Here is a 17304-nt window from a genome sequence, read left to right as displayed (position 1 = left end):
TATGCCGCCCGCGCCTCTGGTATTCTCGTCGCCATGAAAAAAACTCTCCCTTTAAGCCTGATCGCAGCCCTCGGTGAAAACCGCGTGATCGGCGTCGACAACAGCATGCCCTGGCACTTGCCGGGGGATTTCAAGTATTTCAAGGCCACCACACTGGGCAAGCCGATCATCATGGGGCGCAAGACCTGGGATTCTCTCGGTCGACCGTTGCCGGGTCGCTTGAATATTGTGGTCAGCCGTCAGACCGATCTGACGCTCGAAGGTGCGGAAGTTTTTCCGTCCCTTGATACGGCGGTGGAGCGTGCGGAGGAATGGGCAAAGGCCCAGGGCGCTGATGAGCTGATGCTGATCGGCGGCGCGCAGTTGTATGCGCAAGGCTTGGAGCAGGCGGATCGCCTGTATTTGACGCGGGTAGCGTTGAGCCCGGAGGGGGATGCGTGGTTTCCCGAGTTTGATTTGAACCAGTGGAAGCTAGTGTCGAACGTCGAGAACCCGGCGGAAGGGGATAAGCCGGCGTACAGCTTTGAGGTTTGGGAAAAAGCCTGAAGCATCGCCGACAAATCCGGCTTGCAAAAGAGGGCCTCCTGCGCCACTGTAATGACTAATGTCATTACAGTGAGGGCTACCCAATGGCCTCTATCAATGTTCGTATCGACGACGATCTTAAAGCCCGCGCTTATCATGAGCTGGAAAAGCTAGGCGTAACCCCTTCTGAATTGATGCGCCAAGCCTTGCAGTACGTGGCTGAACGCGGCCAATTGCCTTTTAAACCTGTTCTGATGACTGAGGAAGACGAAGCTTTGTTGGCCACGGTTCGGGAGCGGCTGGCGGCTCCTCAGCGGGTGAAGGTCTCACTGGATGACCTATAACCTTGAGTTTGATGCACGGTCCTTAAAGGAGTGGCACAAACTTGGGGATACTGTTCGTCAACAGTTCAAGAAGAAGCTGGTTGAGATCCTGATCCAGCCACGCATTGAGGCGAACCGTCTCCATGGCTTACCTGATTGCTATAAAATCAAGCTTCACAGCAGTGGCTATCGGTTGGTCTATCAAGTGATTGATCAGGAGGTCACGGTGTTTGTTGTGGCTGTCAATAAGCGTGAACGTGACGAGGTGTATCGTAAAGCTACTGATCGCTTGAGTTAGCAGGGAGCAAGCTCCCTGCCACAGGGCAGGCTTAGTTAAACCTGCGCCAACTCTGCATGCTCATCCGCATTCAGCAACTCTTTGTCCGTCTGCTGCATGATCTGGCTGGTAATCGCCCCGGCGGTCATCGAACCATTCACGTTCAACGCTGTGCGGCCCATGTCGATCAGCGGCTCTACCGAAATCAGCAGCGCCACCAGTGACACGGGCAAGCCCATGGCCGGCAGCACGATCAGCGCGGCAAACGTCGCACCGCCGCCTACGCCGGCCACACCGGCCGAACTCAGGGTCACAATCGCCACCAGTGTCGCGATCCACAGCGGATCCAGCGGGTTGATGCCCACGGTCGGCGCGACCATCACCGCCAACATCGCCGGGTACAGGCCTGCGCAACCGTTCTGGCCAATCGTTGCGCCAAACGAGGCGGCAAAGCCGGCGATGGACTGCGGAATGCCCAGGCGACGGGTCTGCGCTTCAATGCTCAGCGGGATGCTTGCCGCGCTGGAGCGGCTGGTGAAGGCAAACGTCAGCACTGGCCACACTTTGCGGAAAAACCGCAGCGGGTTGATCCCGGCCAGGGACAGCAACAGGCCGTGGACTACAAACATCAGCCCCAGGGCCAGGTAGGACACCACCACAAAACTGCCGAGCTTGATGATGTCTTGCAAGTTGGAGCTGGCGACCACTTTGGTCATCAATGCCAGCACGCCGTACGGGGTCAGCTTCATCACCAGGCGCACCAGGCGCATCACCCAGGCTTGCAGGGTGTCGATGGCGTTGAGCACTTTCTGGCCTTTTTCCACGTCATCCTTGAGCAGTTGCAGCGCGGCAACCCCGAGGAAGGCGGCGAATATCACCACACTGATGATCGATGTCGGTTTGGCGCGGGCCAGGTCGGCGAACGGGTTTTGCGGGATGAACGACAGCAGCAACTGCGGCACATTCAGGTCGGCGACCTTGCCGGCGTAATCATTCTGGATCACTTGCAGGCGGGCCATTTCCTGGGTGCCAGCCACCAAACCTTCGGCGGTGAGGCCGAACAGGTTGGTCAGGCCGATACCGATCAGCGCCGCAATTGCCGTGGTGAACAGCAGCGTGCCGATGGTCAGGAAGCTGATCTTGCCCAGGGACGAGGCGTTATGCAGGCGGGCCACGGCGCTGAGGATCGAAGCGAACACCAGCGGGATCACGATCATCTGCAGCAACTGCACATAACCATTGCCCACCAGGTCGAACCAACCAATGGAGGCCTTGAGCACCGGGTTTCCGGCACCGTAGATGGCGTGCAGGACCACACCAAAAATCACGCCGAGTACCAGAGCAAACAAGACCTTCTTGGCCAGGCTCCAGTTAGTACGGCGGGTCTGTGCCAGGCCCAGCAATAGGGCCACGAACACCAGCAAATTGAGAATCAGGGGCAGATTCATTGAAACTCCAAGGATGGCTGCCAATCGCTTTAACCTGCGATTGTGAACCGGAAAGCCTAACAGCTTGAAATATATTGATTTAATACCGTTATGGAATGGCGACTGTCGTTTTTGGAATAAGAGAATGGCGCGCAGGCATACGGCACTGGCGGAATCAGAACGAAAGCGGTCGTGCTCGGACGATAACTGTCACAGAGATTTGTTAGCGTCGATATCTTTCACTCAGGGAGAAAACGCACATGAAGCTCGCACCGAGATTGTTTGCCGCCGCGCTGTGCCTGGGCCTTGCCGGTCAGGTCCTGGCCGCCACCGAGTTGAAACACTGGCCGGCGCCCGCCGCCAAGCAACTGGATGCGATGATCGCCGCCAACGCCAACAAGGGTAACTTCGCGGTGTTCGACATGGACAACACCAGTTACCGCTACGACCTTGAAGAGTCCTTGCTGCCTTACCTGGAAAACAAGGGCCTGATCACCCGCGACACGATGGACCCTTCCCTGAAGCTGATACCGTTCAAAGACACCGCCGACCACAAGGAAAGCCTGTTCAGCTACTACTACCGCCTCTGCGAAGTCGACGACATGGTCTGCTACCCATGGGTCGCGCAGATTTTTTCCGGCTTCACCCTCAAGGAACTCAAGGGCTACGTCGATGAGCTGATGGCATCTGGCAAGCCGGTGCCTGTCACCTACTACGAAGGCGACGTGGTGAAGAACATGGAGGTCCAGCCGCCGAAAGTCTTCACCGGCCAGGCTGAGCTATTCAACAAGCTGATGGAGAACGGCATCGAGGTCTATGTGATGACCGCCGCCTCCGAGGAGCTGGTGCGTATGGTCGCTGCCGATCCGAAGTACGGCTACAACGTCAAACCCGAGAACGTCATCGGCGTGAGCACCTTGCTCAAGGACCGCAAGACCGGCGAACTGACCACTGCCCGCAAGCAAATTACCGCCGGCAAGTATGACGAGAAAGCCAACCTCGGCCTGGAGCTGACTCCTTACCTGTGGACCCCGGCGACCTGGATGGCCGGCAAGCACGCGGCAATCCTCACCTACATCGACGAATGGAAAAAGCCGGTAATCGTTGGTGGCGACACACCGACCAGTGACGGCTACATGCTGTTCCACGATGTCGACGTGGCCAAGGGCGGTATTCACTTGTGGGTCAACCGCAAGGACAAGTACATGACCCAGCTAAATGGCATGATGGCCAAGCACGCTGCGGCTCAGGCGAAGGAAGGGTTGCCGGTGACGGCGGATAAAAACTGGGTGATCGTCAAGCCGGATGAGATCCAGTAAGACCGAGTCGCCTGCTTCGCGAGTAAACCCGCTCCCACAGTTTTGATCTTCGGTGTTCTGGGGGGTTTATCCAGGCAAAAAATGCCCCGCACTTGGCGGGGCATTTTTATGGGAGCCGCTACGGCTTACAGCCCGTCCAGCATCGCCTTGTTACGTACCGCACCTTTGTCGGCACTGGTGGCCAACAGCGCGTACGCCTTCAGCGCGGTGGTGACTTTGCGCGGACGTTTCTCCACCGGCTTCCAACCTTTCTTGTCTTGCTCGACCCGGCGTGCGGCCAATTCTTCATCGCTGACCAACAGGTTGATCGAGCGGTTCGGGATGTCGATCAGCACTTTGTCGCCATCCTGCACCAGGCCAATGGCGCCACCGGCAGCGGCTTCTGGCGAAGCGTGGCCGATGGACAGGCCGGAAGTGCCACCGGAGAAGCGACCATCGGTCAGCAGGGCGCAGGCTTTGCCCAGGCCCTTGGATTTCAGGTACGACGTCGGGTAGAGCATTTCCTGCATGCCCGGGCCGCCTTTCGGGCCTTCGTAGCGGATGATCACGATGTCGCCTTCTTTGACTTCATCGGCGAGGATGCCGCGCACCGAGCTGTCCTGGCTTTCGTAGATCTTGGCGCGACCTTCGAAGACGTGGATCGACTCGTCCACGCCCGCGGTTTTCACTACGCAGCCGTCGAGGGCAATGTTGCCGTACAGCACGGCCAGGCCGCCTTCTTGGGAGTAGGCGTGCTCGACACTGCGGATGCAGCCGTTTTCACGGTCGTCGTCCAGGGTTTCCCAACGGGTCGACTGGCTGAACGCCGTCTGCGTCGGGATGCCGGCCGGGCCTGCCTTGAAGAAGGTGTGCACGGCTTCGTCGTCAGTCTGGGTGATGTCCCATTTGGCGATGCCTTCGGCCAGGGATTTGCTGTGCACAGTCGGCAGGTCGGTGTGCAGCAGGCCGCCACGGGCCAGGGAGCCGAGGATCGAGAAGATCCCGCCGGCACGGTGCACGTCTTCCATGTGGTACTTCTGGATGTTCGGCGCAACCTTGCATAGTTGTGGCACGTGACGGGACAGACGGTCGATGTCGCGCAGGTCGAAATCGATCTCGGCTTCCTGGGCAGCGGCCAGCAAGTGCAGGATGGTATTGGTGGAACCGCCCATGGCGATGTCCAGGGTCATGGCGTTTTCGAACGCCTTGAAGTTGGCGATATTGCGCGGCAACACCGACTCATCGTTGTCATGGTAGTAACGCTTGCACAGTTCGACGATGGTGCGGCCGGCCTGCAGGAACAGCTGCTCGCGGTCGCTGTGGGTGGCCAGTGTCGAGCCATTACCCGGCAAGGCCAGGCCCAGGGCTTCCACCAGGCAGTTCATCGAGTTGGCGGTGAACATGCCGGAGCACGAACCGCAGGTAGGGCAGGCGCTGCGCTCGTATTCCGCGACCTTCTCGTCAGAAGCGCTGGAATCGGCGGCGATGACCATGGCGTCCACCAGGTCCAGGCCGTGGCTGGCGAGCTTGGTCTTGCCGGCTTCCATCGGGCCGCCGGAGACGAAGATCACTGGAATGTTCAGGCGCAGGGAGGCCATCAGCATGCCCGGGGTGATCTTGTCGCAGTTGGAGATGCACACGATGGCGTCGGCGCAGTGGGCGTTGACCATGTATTCCACGGAGTCGGCGATGATCTCGCGGCTCGGCAGGGAATACAGCATGCCGTCATGGCCCATGGCGATGCCGTCATCCACGGCAATGGTGTTGAATTCTTTCGCTACACCGCCGGCGCGTTCGATCTCGCGGGCGACCAGTTGGCCCAGGTCCTTGAGGTGGACGTGGCCGGGTACGAACTGGGTGAACGAGTTGGCAATCGCGATGATCGGCTTTTTGAAGTCGTCATCTTTCATCCCCGTGGCGCGCCACAGTGCGCGGGCGCCGGCCATGTTGCGGCCGTGGGTGGATGTTTTCGAGCGGTAATCTGGCATGGAGCACTCCGGGCGGCTAATCAGGTATCAAAGGGGAGTGAGCTTCTATTGACGTCTGGAACACTCAGAAATGGCCGTGTGTCCGGAAGTTGCCACTCGCGTCGCGGGATCGCCGCACGCTCGGGCCTCGAGCTCATAAACCCGCCGGGGGATGACTGGCGATGAATAGGTCCGATTCTACACCGCTGGCGGCCGGAGGGAATGGCCGTCTACCAAGGAGTGAGCTTGTGTGGGAGCGGGCTTGCTCGCGAAGACGGTACGTCAGTCGACATCTGCTGTGGTTGATACACCGCTTTCGCGAGCAAGCCCGCTCCTACAGTGATTAGCGTCCGACCCTGGCATTCGTCACCATGCCCCAAATGCTGAAGAGGATGAAGCTGATGGCAATAGTCATCAGCAAATGACTGCCGGCTTGCGCGAGCGCCGCGCTGCTGATGGCGGCGGTGAAGAACATGATGCTGTTGCCCGCTGATGCGGCTGTACCGGCGCTGCTTGAGAACAACAGCATGGCCGCAGAAATCGCGGCCGGCCGAACCAGGGTGACGGCCAGGGCGCTGATCAGCATCGGGATCAGCAGGCTGATGGTAGTCATAGCCTCATAGCGGATGATCAGCGCCAGCAGCACGCCGGCGATGCCCAGCAGGATCAGCCCGATATTGATTTGCCGCGTGAGGGAGATATGTTTTTGCAGGGCGGTCGCTGCGACGCCACCCAGCAGATAGGCGATGCCATACACCATCAGCACCATCGCGTACTGGTATTCGGACAGCTTCAACTCATCCATGAAAATCAGCGGCGTCACGCTGATCAAGGCGAAGTAACAGGCGAATACCAACGCGGCGATCCACCAATAGCGGATGAAGTCCCGGTTCCCTGCGATGGATTTCAGCGTGGCAATGATCGAGACGGGCGCTCGTTCAGGGCTGGCAGCCTTGGACGGCAGTATCCGGTAGGCGTGGATAAACATGCCCAGCGCCATCACCGCAAACCCGTAGAAACTGCCCTGCCAATCAAACGTGGTTTGCAGCCAGGAGCCCAGCAGTGGAGAGAGCGCAACAAACGATCCGCTCAAGGTCATGTAATAGATGCGGATGCGGGCGCGATCCTGTTCTTCGAACAAGTCTTCAACCAGCGCATGGCCGAGCACAAAAAAGCCACAGCCGATGGCCTGCACGGCGCGAAACAGCAGGAAGCTTGGGTAGTTCGCTGCGAGTGCGCAGCCGATCGAGCCGAGGGTGGAAACAACGATGCATCCCAGAAGCACTTCCTTGCGCCCAAACTTGTCTGAAAGCGGGCCGGAGATGAGTTGAGAAATCGCAAATACCAGGGTGAACAGGCTGATAGATAACGTAACCTCGGCGGTTGAGGTGTTGAAATTCGCGGCGAGGGCCGGGAAGGATGGCAGGAGGATATTGAGCGGGAAAAAGCTGATCAGGGAGATGCAGGTGATGAGGATGAAGCGCGAGAGCTGTTGGCGTTTTACGTCACCATTGGGCGGCGAATAAGAGAACTCAGACATTGTTGTTATTTTCCGGAGTAAAACCAGAAACCGATACTAGTCTGCGAAACGGGGAATTCAATCAAAGTGTTGTGGGATGCTTCCCATGATGATGTGTGTTGCCGCTGTAGGAGCGAGCAAGCCCGCTCCTACAGTTAATCTGGCTTAGCTATTCGGCAACAACCGGCAAGTAATGCTCTTGATATACCGGGTCTCGGCAATCGCCGGGTGCACCGGATGATCCGGGCCCTGGCCGCCGCGTTCCAGCATCTGGATATTGCGGTCCAGGTGACGGGCGCTGGTCAGCAGGATGTTTTGCAGGTCATCTTCCGGCAAGTGCATCGAGCACGACGCGCTGACCAGGATGCCGTCCTTGCTGAGCAGGCGCATGGCTTGCTCGTTCAGGCGGCGGTAGGCGCCTTCGCCGTTCTTCATGTCTTTCTTGCGCTTGATGAAGGCAGGCGGGTCGGCCACGATCACGTCAAAGCGCTCTTCGCTGGCTTTCAGCTCTTTGAGGGCTTCGAACACGTCGCCTTCGATGCAGGTCATTTTTTCGGCCACGCCGTTCAGCGCCGCGTTGCGCTCGACGCCGTCGAGGGCGAAGGTGGAGGCGTCGACGCAGAACACTTCACTGGCGCCGAAGGCCGCCGCTTGCACGCCCCAGCCGCCGATGTAGCTGTACAGGTCGAGGACGCGCTTGCCTTTGGCGTAAGGCGCCAGGCGCGCGCGGTTCATGCGGTGGTCGTAGAACCAGCCGGTTTTCTGGCCTTGGATGACCGGTGCTTCGAACTTCACGCCGTTTTCTTCCAGGGCAACCCACTCCGGCACCAGGCCGAACACGGTTTCGACGTAGCGGTTGAGGCCTTCGGCGTCACGGGCGGCGGAGTCGTTCTTGAACAGGATGCCGCTTGGCTTGAGCACTTGGGTCAGTGCGGCGATCACGTCTTCCTTATGGGCTTCCATGGTCGCCGAGGCGATTTGCACCACCAGAATGTCGCCGAAACGGTCGACTACCAGGCCTGGCAACAGGTCGGAATCGCCGTAGACCAGACGGTAGAACGGCTTGTCGAACAGGCGATCACGCAGAGACAGGGCCACATTGATGCGGTGCACCAGCAGCGACTTGTCCAGCGGCAACTTGATGTCGCGCGACAGCAGGCGTGCGCAGATCAGGTTGTTCGGGCTCATGGCCACGATGCCCAGGGTCTTGCCGCCGGCCGCTTCCAGGATAGCCTGGTCGCCTGCCTGGAAGCCGTGAAGTGGGGTGGCGGCCACGTCGATTTCGTTGCTGTAGACCCACAGGTGGCCGTTGCGCAAACGACGATCGGCGTTGGCTTTGAGACGCAGGCTTGGCAGGGACATGACGTCGCTCCGGAAAAAAGAGCGGGAGTATACCGTGTTGTGTGGGAATTGGCGGCGCCGCCGGACATGTGGGCGCGCTTGTTGTAGCCGCTGCCGAGGCACGAGGCTGCGATGGGTTTGGTGCGGCATTCCGACGCAGCGGCCCTCTGGGCGGTCCTGCGGACACGCATCGCAGCCTCGTGCCTCGGCAGCGGCTACAACGAATGCTTTCGTGAGCAAGCCCACATTTGATCGGGTTTCAGTTCGGGGTTTTGAGGTGTCGGCCAATCGGCGATAGGAGTTAGAATCGCCGCCTAGTCCAGAGTGTGTCCTTATGTCCCCAGAGCTTTCTCCCGAACAGATCCAACAGGCCTTGCAAGGAATCAGCGTGCCGCCTCAACCGCAAATCATGGTGGATTTGCAGATGGAGCAGTACATGCCCGACCCTGACCTGGAAGTGATCGCCCGGTTGATCTCTCAGGACCCGGGCCTGTCCGGCTCGCTGCTGAAAATCGTCAACTCACCGTATTACGGCTTGAGCAACAAGATTGCCTCCATCCAGCGCGCGGTTAACCTGTTGGGCAGCCGTTCCATCATCAACCTGATCAACGCGCAGTCGATCAAGGGCGAGATGAGCGACGACACCATCGTCACCCTCAACCGTTTCTGGGACACCGCCCAGGATGTAGCGATGACCTGCCTGACCCTGGCCAAGCGCACCGGCTCTCAGGCCGTGGACGAAGCTTATGCTTTGGGGTTGTTTCACGATTGCGGCGTGCCGCTGATGCTCAAGCGTTTCCCCGATTACATGGCAGTGCTGGAAGAGGCGTACGCTTGTGCCGGCCCCGAATGTCGGGTGGTCGACACCGAGAACCGGGTGTTCAACACCAATCACGCGGTGGTGGGCTACTACACGGCCAAGTCCTGGCGCTTGCCGGAGCACGTGACCGACGCCATCGCCAACCACCACAACGCCCTGGCGATTTTCAGTGATGAATCGACGCGCAACCCGCAACTGAAAAACCTGCTGGCGATCCTGAAAATGGCCGAGCACATTTGCGCGTCGTATCGGGTGTTGGGCAATCAGGTGGATGATCACGAATGGAACAGCATCGGCCATCTGGTGCTGGATCACGTCGGCCTGTCGGATTACGACTTCGAGAATCTGAAGTTGTCGATTCGCGAGCTGGGTGCGCACTAAACCTTCACGAGCGAGGCCAACATGCCTGAATTACCCGAAGTCGAAACCACCCGGCGCGGTATTGCGCCGCATCTGGAAGGCCAGCGGGTCAGCCGTGTGGTGGTGCGTGAGCGGCGCCTGCGCTGGCCGATCCCGGAAGACCTCGATGTGCGCCTGTCCGGGCAGCGCATCGTGCTGGTGGAGCGGCGGGCCAAGTACCTGCTGATCAATGCTGAAGTGGGCACCTTGATCAGCCATTTGGGGATGTCCGGCAACCTGCGGCTGGTGGAAGTCGGCATGCCGGCGGCCAAGCATGAGCATGTGGACATCGAGCTGGAGTCGGGCCTGGCCCTGCGTTACACCGACCCTCGGCGTTTTGGCGCGATGCTCTGGAGCCTCGACCCGCACAACCATGAACTGCTGATTCGCCTGGGGCCGGAGCCGTTGACCGACCTGTTCGATGGTGAGCGGTTGTTCCAACTGTCCCGTGGGCGTTCGATGGCGGTCAAGCCGTTCATCATGGACAACGCGGTGGTGGTGGGGGTGGGCAATATCTACGCGACCGAGGCTTTGTTTGCTGCGGGTATTGATCCGCGCCGGGAAGCCAAGGGCATTTCCCGTGGGCGCTATTTGAAGCTGGCCATCGAGATCAAACGTATCTTGGCGGCTGCCATTGAGCGCGGCGGCACCACGTTGCGCGACTTTATCGGCGGCGACGGGCAGCCGGGGTATTTCCAGCAGGAGTTGTTCGTCTATGGTCGAGGCAGCGAGGCGTGCAAGGTCTGTGGGACCGAGTTGCGGAGCGTGACGCTAGGGCAGCGGGCGAGTGTGTTTTGCCCGCGGTGTCAGAGCTGAAGGTGTGGGGTGTTGCTGTTGGCCTCATCGCAGGCAAGCCCGGCTCCCACATTGACCGAGTTGTGTGGATAAGCACCGATCAAATGTGGGAGCTGGCTTGCCTGCGATGAGGCCCTTTGAGGCTCAGCAAAACTTAGGGCTCAAGCCTTCCCGGTAATCAACCGGTACTTCTCCATCAACTGCTCTTCCGTCTCCGGATGGGCCTCATCCAGCGGAATGCAATCCACCGGGCAAACCTGCTGGCACTGGGGTTCGTCGTAGTGGCCGACACACTGGGTGCACAGGTTGGGGTCGATCACGTAGATCTCTTCGCCCTGGGAAATGGCGGCGTTCGGGCACTCGGGTTCGCAGACGTCGCAGTTGATGCAATCGTCGGTGATGATCAGGGACATGGAAACTCCTGCCAGGGCACTTAGCCAAGGCATCTGAAAAACTAATGCGCACAATTGTGCCGCATTGGCGCCCGCAGTGCGAGCGGACATGACCTGTGGCGAGCGGGCTTGCCCGCGCTGGGCTGCGTAGCAGCCCTAATGAAAGCGTCGTGTTATTTGCGCTGGAAGTCGGTTGCCTGGTTTTGGGGCTGCTTCGCAAGCCCAACGCGGGCAAGCCCTCTCGCCACAACAAGCCCCCTCTGCACAATTACTTCTTGAAGCGAAGGGTCAGCGCATCGGCCACGGCCGGGTGCACGAACTTGGTGATATCACCCCCCAGCGCGGCGATTTCCCGGACCAGCGTCGAGGAAATGAACGAATAACGTTCCGACGGCGTGAGGAACAGGCTTTCCACGTCCGGCGCCAGTTGGCGGTTCATGTTGGCCAGCTGGAATTCGTATTCGAAGTCCGACACCGCTCGCAGGCCGCGCAGGAACACATTGGCGTTCTGTTCCTTGGCGAAATGCGCCAGCAGCGTGGCGAAGCCAACGACTTCGACGTTGGGCAAATGCTTGGTGACCTCACGGGCCAGCTCCACGCGCTGTTCCAGGGGAAACAGCGGGTTTTTCTTGGGGCTGGCTGCGACCGCAATGATGACGTGGTCGAACAAGCGCGAGGCGCGTTCGACCAGATCGCCATGGCCCTTGGTAATCGGGTCGAAGGTACCTGGGTACAACACTCGGTTCATCGCGTCGTCCTGGCGGAGTCCGTTGGGGAACCGGATGGTATCGCAGCCTTCCCGGTCGGCCAAGTCAACTTATGCAGAAGAAAGCACTATAGACATGGCAAATTCCCTATTTTTTCACGCTGTTTTCAGACGTTCAGCCAGCGCCGTCGCCAGTTGCGCCGTCAGTCCGTACACCGAAAGCTGTGGGTTGGCGCCAATGCTGGTGGGGAACAACGAGCCGTCGTGGATCGACAGATTGCGCAGTTGGTGATGGCGGCCAAGGCTGTCCGCCACGGCGTTTTTCGGGTCCTCACCCATTGCACAACCGCCCATCACATGGGCGCTGCCCAGGCGTGTGCGGTGCAACTCCAAGTTCAAACCGTCAATCATGCTGCGCGCCTCGGCCAAGGTGTTCACGTAGCGCGCATCGCCGTGCAGCGGCATGACGGACTTGGCGCCACCGGCAAACTGAATCTCGGCCATGCTGTGGAACGCGCGGCGCAGGCCGTCCCAGGCGTAGGGTGAGACCTGATAGTCGAGCACCGGTGTACCGTCGCCGCGCAACTCGACGCTGCCGCCTGGGCTGTCCGGGTGAAAACCGTCCCGCAGCAGCGCGAGCATGGCGTGAGTCTTGGGCAGTTGGCCCATGTCCAGGGCGTTTTGCGTGCCGTAGCCACCCAGCAGCGTACTGGCCAGCCCAGGGTGCAGCGGCGGGACCTCAAGCTTGTAGGACATTTTGCCGGTGGTGCCGTCCTGCCATTGGAAGTGGTCGGAATAGATCGACTGCGGTGCACCGTAGAACGGGTTGATCACCTCATCGAACAACGCCGCCGAGAAATTCACTAAGTGCAGGAAGGTTCGTTTACCCAGCCGTGAGTGAGGATCGGGCGCGTCCGAGCGCATCAGCAGCGCCGGGCTGTTGATACCGCCGCCCGCCAGTACGTAATGCTTGGCTTTGACCGTAATCTTACGGCCGGTAGGCGAGACGCAGCGCGGGTCCATGGCCACGCATTCCAGGCTGGTGATGGTGTCGCCGCTGAATTTCAAGTGTTCGGCGCGGGCCAGGTAGAGCAGCTCGCCGCCTTTTTCCAAGGTCGATGGAATAGTGGTCACCAGCATTGATTGCTTCGCGTTGACCGGGCAACCCATGCCGCAATACCCCAGGTTGAAACAGCCACGCACATTGCGCGGGATCACGTGCCAGCTGTAGCAAAGCTTTTCGCAGCCTTTGCGGATCACATCATTGTTGGCATTGGGCGGCATTGCCCAGGGTGCGATGCCCAGGCGCTGCTCCATTTTTTCGAACCAGGGCGCCATCTCGGCACTGCTGTGGCCCTTGACCGCGTATTCGCTGGCCCAGTGGGCGAGGGTTGGGTCTGGTGTGCGGAAGCTGGAGGTCCAGTTGATCAACGTGGTGCCGCCCACGGCGCGGCCCTGAAGGATGGTGATGGCGCCGTCCTTGCTCATGCGGCCGATGCCTTCCTGGTACAGGCTGGCGTAGGCCTCGTCCTCCAGCAGCTTGAAGTCGCTGCTGGTCTTGAGCGGGCCTTCTTCGATCAACAACACCTTGTAGCCGGCGGCGCTGAGGATTTCGGCGGTGGTGCCGCCGCCCGCGCCGCTGCCGATGATCGCGACATCGGCTTCCAGGGTCAGGTCCTGGTCAAGCGCGGCGCCATTGTGGGTTTTCCAGCCGCGGGCCAGGCCGTCGCGGAACAGATCGGGTACGGGCATCAGGATCGTCTCTTGTTTTTATGAAGGTGCAGATCAGATTTTCGGTGGGCCGGGATAGCCGCAATGGGCCCACGACTCGGGTCGGAAGTACCAGGCCATGATCACCAGCTTGAGCAACGACCCCTGGCCCATGCGCAGCAGGTTCAGATAGCTGTTCTCCCAGCGGTGCAGGAAGTTGCGGATCTGCTCGCTGCTGGCGTTTTCCCAACTGCCCCACACGCCCGTCAACGGCCCGCGGGTGACCGCCATGCCCAGCGCGTCGAACAACTGCTGCGTCAGCTTGAACATCTCCGGCGACAGATGTTGCAGGCTGTAGTCGAGCTTTTTCAGGGTGTCATCAATACTGGCTGCAACCACTTCGGCCGTGGCGGCGCCTTCCAGCAGTACTGGGATCACCGCTCGAAGGAAGGGCAGGTCACTGCTGCGCAACATGGCAAAGCCACTGGCCGGCGTGCTGCTGGAGCAACCGCTGAGGCTGGCGCCCAGGCTCGCAGTGGCCAGGAAGGCACTGGCACACAGGCCGATTTTCAGGACGCCGCGCCGCGACAGTCCCGGTGTTTCAGTCAGGCTAGGGTTCATTCTTATTGTTATCCCGCAGTGGGTTGTTAGCGGACAAAAAGCTTCTGGATCAACTTCTGGATCGATTTACCGTAGGGCGGGTAAATCAGCTTTGCCGCGTTCAAGCGCTGTTTGACCAGTACACCCTTGGCCTTGCTGAACGTCAGGAAGCCTTCGTGACCGTGGTAATGGCCCATGCCCGACGGGCCGATGCCGCCGAAGGGCATGTCGTCCTGGGCTACGTGTAGCAAGGTGTCGTTCAGGCACACGCCGCCGGAGTGGGTTTCGTGGAGCACGCGGTTCTGTTCGGCCTTGTTGTAGCCGAAGTAATACAGGGCCAGTGGGCGAGGGCGCTGGTTGATGTAGGCAAAGGCCTGGTCGAGGCCGCGATACGGCACGATGGGCAATACCGGGCCGAAGATCTCGTCCTGCATCACGGTCATCTCGTCGCTGACATTCAACAGCAGGCTGTGGGCCATGCGTCGTGCCTGGCCTTGGTCATACAGCGGGACCAGGGTGGCGCCTTTGTCGGTGGCGTCCTTGATGTAGCCGTTGAGCCGGGTCAATTGCCGTTCGTTGATGATGGCGGTGTAGTCTGGGTTGTCGGTCAAGGTCGGATAGAAGCCGCGAACCGCTTTGCTGTAGGCCTCGACGAAATCATCGACACGGTCTTCCGGCACCAGCACGTAGTCCGGGGCGACACAGGTTTGCCCGGCGTTCAGTGCCTTGCCGAAGGCGATACGTTCGGCAGCATCTTTGAGCGGTACATCGGCGGAAACAATGGCTGGCGACTTGCCGCCCAGCTCCAGGGTTACAGGGGTCAGGTTTTCGGCTGCGGCGCGCATCACATGTTTGCCGACACTAGTAGCGCCAGTGAACAGCAGGTGATCGAAGCGCAATTTGGAAAACGCCATGCCCACTTCCGCCTCGCCGAGCACCACACACACTAGGTCCTCGGGGAAGATCTTCGCCAGCAGGGCCTTGAGCAACTGCCCGGTGGCCGGGGTGGATTCGCTGAGCTTGAGCATCACCCTATTACCCGCCGCCAAAGCGCCTACCAGCGGACCAATGGCCAAATACAGCGGGTAGTTCCAGGGCACGATGACCCCGACAACGCCCAGGGGTTGGTAGATGACCTTGGCCGATGCAGGCTGGAAGGCGATGCCCACGGCGCGGCGGGAAGGTTTCATCCAGCCCTTGAGGTGTTTGCTGGCGTAGTGAATGCCGTGCAGGCTGGGCATCAGCTCGGCGAATAGGGTTTCGTCAGCGCTGCGGTGGCTGAAATCGTTGCTGATGGCGTCGATCAACGCCTGGCGCTCATCGCTGAGCAAGTCTCGCAGGGCCTTGAGCCACTGCTGGCGCTGCGCAGCCTGTGGCATTGGGTTGGCCGCGTAGGCGCGACGTTGAGCATCGAACAGGTCCTGGAGCTGGTCCAGCGCCTGGGAATCTTGCAGGTAGGCTACATTGGCAGACATGGCGCAGGTCCCGATTGTTATTGGAATGCCTCAGTATTTAGAGTCATTGCTCTAAATTGTCAAATAACATTGCAGCAACACTTGGATTTATCCAGGCAAGGATAGGCCGTAAGATGCCTGCACCACTGGTAATCGAAGCTGATCCCCCATGGCACCACGAGTAAAGACCAGCGAGCGCATTGTGCAAACCAGCCTGGAGCTGTTTAACCAGCAGGGTGAGCGCAGTGTCAGCACCAACCATATCGCTGCCCATATGGAAATTTCCCCGGGCAACCTGTACTACCACTTCCCCAACAAGCAGGCGATTATCGCGGTGCTGTTTCGTGAGTACGAAGCCTTGGTGGACAGCTTTCTGCGTCCGCCCCAGGGCCGTGCAGTGACTGTGGAAGACAAACGTTTTTACCTGCAGGCGGTCCTGGCCGGCATGTGGCGCTACCGCTTTTTGCACCGCGACCTTGAGCACCTGCTGGAGAGTGATCCGGAGTTGGCCACCGGCTATCGGCGTTTCTCCCAGCGTTGCCTGATCCAGGGTGGCGCTATCTACCAGGGATTTGTCGACGCCGGCATCCTGAACATGGACCCGGTGCAAACCGAAGCCTTGACCCTCAATGCCTGGATCATCCTCACGTCCTGGGTGCGCTTTTTGTGCACCACCAACGAAAAATCCACTCATTTGAGCGCCGAAGCGATCAAGCGCGGGGTGTATCAGGTGCTGGTGCTGGAAGCCGGGTTTATCACCCCGCAGGCAAAAGAGGCCGTGGATGCGCTGTTCAAAGAGTTTTACGTGCCGTTGAATCAGGCGCTGGAAGAAGTGAAGTAGGATTTTCCCCTGATACCTTCATAGGAGTCCGTTATGCCGCTTGCCCAACTGATCAGTCCCCAGCAACTGGCCGAACGCCAGAAGCGCGGCGGGTTGGTGATCCTTGATTGCCGCTTTGCCCTGGAAGACCCGGATTACGGCCTTTGCAGCTATGCCGAAGGGCATATCGAGGGTGCGCAGTATGCCGACCTGGAGCGTCACCTCAGTGGGCCAGTCACCAAGGGCGTGACCGGCCGTCACCCGCTGCCGGTGCCGGAGACGTTGATCCGGCAATTGCGTGCCTGGGGCATTACTCCCGACAGCGAGATCGTTTTGTATGACGATGGCCCCGGTGCTTATGCCGCGCGGGCGTGGTGGCTGCTGGCCTGGCTGGGCAAGCGTGATGGGGTCTTTATTCTCGATGGTGGCCTGAAGGCCTGGCACGCAGCAGGCTTTCCCCTGAGCCTGGACGCGCCGGTGATGGAGCCGGGTACTTTTACAGGCACGCCGGATAACCGTTTGCTACTGGATGCCGAGCATCTGCAAAAACGCCTCGGCCAGCCAGGCTTGACCCTGATTGATGCCCGCGGTTTGCCGCGCTTTCGCGGTGAAGTGGAGCCCATCGACCCGATTGCCGGGCATATCCCCGGTGCGCAATGCGCGGCGTTCAACGAAAATCTGGGCAGCGACGGCCGTTTCCTACCTGCCGAGCAGCTTAAGCAACGTTTTGCTGCCAAGCTGCAAGACCGTTCGGCGGATGAGCTGGTGGCCTACTGCGGCTCCGGAGTGACGGCGTGCCATAACCTGTTCGCCCTGTGCCTGGCGGGTTATCCGTTGGGCAAGCTGTATGCCGGGTCGTGGAGTGAGTGGATTACCGATCCGCAGCGGGCGATTGCGACAGGCGACTGAGCCAGTTTCTGTGTGAACCCTA

17 protein-coding genes are annotated in these 17304 nt (G+C 59.9%); 8 read left to right on the top strand and 9 right to left on the bottom strand.

What is annotated here, in order from left to right; all coding sequences use genetic code 11:
- Positions 1–33 precede the first annotated feature (33 nt).
- The 3 genes from HKK55_RS23865 to HKK55_RS23855 all read left to right on the top strand — a co-directional run bounded on the left by HKK55_RS23865 (position 34) and on the right by HKK55_RS23855 (position 1146).
- Complete coding sequence (locus tag HKK55_RS23865) at positions 34–546, top strand: dihydrofolate reductase (protein ID WP_169356853.1); 513 nt, start codon at positions 34–36, stop codon at positions 544–546.
- Between the two features lie 83 nt (positions 547–629).
- Complete coding sequence (locus HKK55_RS23860; RefSeq protein ID WP_169356852.1) at positions 630–869, top strand: type II toxin-antitoxin system RelB/DinJ family antitoxin; 240 nt, start codon at positions 630–632, stop codon at positions 867–869.
- Entirely contained in the window at positions 859–1146 is a 288-nt protein-coding gene (locus HKK55_RS23855) for a type II toxin-antitoxin system RelE/ParE family toxin (RefSeq protein ID WP_169356851.1), read from the top strand. The genes HKK55_RS23860 and HKK55_RS23855 overlap by 11 nt, the downstream gene beginning before the upstream one ends.
- 35 nt (positions 1147–1181) lie before the next feature.
- Here HKK55_RS23855 and HKK55_RS23850 read toward each other — a convergent pair whose 3' ends face one another.
- Entirely contained in the window at positions 1182–2573 is a 1392-nt protein-coding gene (locus HKK55_RS23850; protein ID WP_169356850.1) for an L-cystine transporter, read from the bottom strand.
- Positions 2574–2812: 239 nt separating this feature from the next.
- On the opposite strand from HKK55_RS23850, the gene HKK55_RS23845 reads away from it, so the two are divergent.
- On the top strand, positions 2813–3871 hold the full coding sequence (locus HKK55_RS23845; protein ID WP_169356849.1) for a haloacid dehalogenase-like hydrolase: 1059 nt from the start codon (positions 2813–2815) through the stop codon (positions 3869–3871).
- A gap of 125 nt (positions 3872–3996) precedes the next feature.
- Here HKK55_RS23845 and ilvD read toward each other — a convergent pair whose 3' ends face one another.
- From ilvD to HKK55_RS23830, 3 genes are all read right to left on the bottom strand, one after another.
- Positions 3997–5838, bottom strand: coding sequence for a dihydroxy-acid dehydratase (ilvD, locus tag HKK55_RS23840; RefSeq protein ID WP_169356848.1), 1842 nt, complete (start codon positions 5836–5838; stop codon positions 3997–3999).
- 322 nt (positions 5839–6160) lie between these two features.
- Entirely contained in the window at positions 6161–7357 is a 1197-nt protein-coding gene (locus tag HKK55_RS23835) for an MFS transporter (RefSeq protein ID WP_169356847.1), read from the bottom strand.
- A 144-nt stretch (positions 7358–7501) separates the two neighbouring features.
- Complete coding sequence (locus HKK55_RS23830; RefSeq protein WP_169356846.1) at positions 7502–8698, bottom strand: class I SAM-dependent rRNA methyltransferase; 1197 nt, start codon at positions 8696–8698, stop codon at positions 7502–7504.
- A gap of 367 nt (positions 8699–9065) precedes the next feature.
- Between HKK55_RS23830 and HKK55_RS23825 the strand changes: the two genes are divergently transcribed.
- A complete protein-coding gene (locus HKK55_RS23825) occupies positions 9066–9878 on the top strand; it encodes an HDOD domain-containing protein (protein WP_169357941.1) in 813 nt (270 codons plus the stop codon).
- Positions 9879–9899: 21 nt separating this feature from the next.
- Entirely contained in the window at positions 9900–10712 is an 813-nt protein-coding gene (gene mutM, locus HKK55_RS23820; protein WP_169356845.1) for a bifunctional DNA-formamidopyrimidine glycosylase/DNA-(apurinic or apyrimidinic site) lyase, read from the top strand.
- 140 nt (positions 10713–10852) lie between these two features.
- Here mutM and HKK55_RS23815 read toward each other — a convergent pair whose 3' ends face one another.
- From HKK55_RS23815 to HKK55_RS23795, 5 genes are all read right to left on the bottom strand, one after another.
- On the bottom strand, positions 10853–11104 hold the full coding sequence (locus HKK55_RS23815; RefSeq protein WP_003213796.1) for a YfhL family 4Fe-4S dicluster ferredoxin: 252 nt from the start codon (positions 11102–11104) through the stop codon (positions 10853–10855).
- 247 nt (positions 11105–11351) lie between these two features.
- Positions 11352–11831, bottom strand: coding sequence for a pantetheine-phosphate adenylyltransferase (coaD, locus tag HKK55_RS23810; protein ID WP_049711086.1), 480 nt, complete (start codon positions 11829–11831; stop codon positions 11352–11354).
- A gap of 114 nt (positions 11832–11945) precedes the next feature.
- Complete coding sequence (locus HKK55_RS23805) at positions 11946–13541, bottom strand: GMC family oxidoreductase (protein ID WP_169356844.1); 1596 nt, start codon at positions 13539–13541, stop codon at positions 11946–11948.
- Positions 13542–13574: 33 nt separating this feature from the next.
- A complete protein-coding gene (locus HKK55_RS23800) occupies positions 13575–14120 on the bottom strand; it encodes a twin-arginine translocation pathway signal protein (protein WP_169356843.1) in 546 nt (181 codons plus the stop codon).
- 26 nt (positions 14121–14146) lie between these two features.
- Entirely contained in the window at positions 14147–15574 is a 1428-nt protein-coding gene (locus HKK55_RS23795) for a coniferyl aldehyde dehydrogenase (protein WP_169356842.1), read from the bottom strand.
- Positions 15575–15722: 148 nt separating this feature from the next.
- On the opposite strand from HKK55_RS23795, the gene HKK55_RS23790 reads away from it, so the two are divergent.
- Positions 15723–16394, top strand: coding sequence for a TetR/AcrR family transcriptional regulator (locus HKK55_RS23790; protein ID WP_155583701.1), 672 nt, complete (start codon positions 15723–15725; stop codon positions 16392–16394).
- A gap of 33 nt (positions 16395–16427) precedes the next feature.
- Positions 16428–17282 (top strand): sulfurtransferase, encoded by an 855-nt coding sequence (locus tag HKK55_RS23785; RefSeq protein WP_169356841.1) that lies wholly within the window; start codon positions 16428–16430, stop codon positions 17280–17282.
- Positions 17283–17304: the final 22 nt, after the last annotated feature.

This window comes from Pseudomonas sp. ADAK18, assembly GCF_012935695.1.
GTDB lineage: Bacteria > Pseudomonadota > Gammaproteobacteria > Pseudomonadales > Pseudomonadaceae > Aquipseudomonas.
The sequence above is the reverse complement of the archived record's forward strand: the minus strand, read 5'-3'. Positions and strand labels throughout refer to the sequence as shown.